The sequence below is a fragment of the Streptomyces sp. NPDC058000 genome (assembly GCF_042886435.1).
GTDB lineage: Bacteria > Actinomycetota > Actinomycetes > Streptomycetales > Streptomycetaceae > Streptomyces.
In genome coordinates, this window is the sequence record NZ_JBHVQS010000147.1 from 1 (window position 1) to 1,004 (window position 1,004).

Below are 1,004 nucleotides of genomic sequence, written 5' to 3' on the forward strand. Positions count from 1 at the left end.
CGCTGGGTGCGCTCGGGCTCCTGCGCCTTGATCAGGCTGTGCAGGTCGGCCAGGAAGAAGAAGCTCTCGATTTCCGAGGCCTGGCTGGCGGTGATCGCCGGACGGATGGCGCCGACGTAGTTGCCCAGGTGGGGCGTGCCGGAGGGGGTGATGCCGGTAAGGACGCGGGTAGTCATGGGGAATCAATGCGGACAGATGAACCGCCCCAGTTTACCTGCCCGCGCTCGACCCCGTTGGCCCGGCCCGTGCGTTTGATCGTGCACCTGCCCTGCGGAGCCCTGCCATGAAACGTTTGATCCTGCCCCTGCTTGCCGTGCTGGCCCTGTGCGGGTTCAAGCCGGCGCTGCCACTTCGTTACGACACCGGGCCGGTCCACCTGACGGTGATCGACCGCGACAGCGGCCAGGCCCTGACCCAGTACCGCCAGGACGGCCAGCGCTGGATCGCGGGCCAGCAGGGCCACCGTTACAGCGTGCGCCTGCGCAACGGCAGCGCCGAGCGCGTGCTGGTGGTGCTCTCGGTCGATGGCCTGAATGCCATCAGCGGCGAGGTGGCCGCGCCCCACCAGACCGGCTACGTGCTCAACCCGTGGCAGACCACCGACATCCATGGCTGGCGCAAATCCGCCGACGAGGTCGCCCAGTTCGTGTTCACCGATCCGGACCGCAGCTACGCCGGCCGCACCGGACGCCCGGCCAACATTGGCGTGATCGGCGTGGCCGTGTTCCGCGAGGCGGGGCGGGTGTCATGGGAAGCCGCCCCCGCCGTGGCCGACTCCGCCGATGCCAGGGCACGCCCACAGGCACGCTCCTCGACGACGGAGCGTGTGCGGGTGACCGGTTCCACCGCCCCGGCACCGCAACTGGGCACCGGCCACGGCCAGCGCGAGCCGTCGCGGGTGCGCAACACCGCGTTCGAACGCGACACGGCCTTTCCGACGCAGCAGGTGCCGCCGGACCAGCAGGCCGAACTGATCGCCGCGGTGTCCGTGGTGCAGCGCGAGC

Annotated in this window: 1 protein-coding gene and 1 pseudogene; one reads left to right on the forward strand and one right to left on the reverse strand. The window is 70.4% G+C overall.

What is annotated here, in order from left to right; genetic code table 11:
- Positions 1–176, reverse strand: a pseudogene (locus ACFVT2_RS43475) (tryptophan--tRNA ligase); the annotation flags it as partial.
- A gap of 107 nt (positions 177–283) precedes the next feature.
- On the opposite strand from ACFVT2_RS43475, the gene ACFVT2_RS43480 reads away from it, so the two are divergent.
- A partial coding sequence (locus ACFVT2_RS43480) for a hypothetical protein (RefSeq protein ID WP_390028043.1) occupies positions 284–1,004 on the forward strand: 721 nt, incomplete at its 3' end.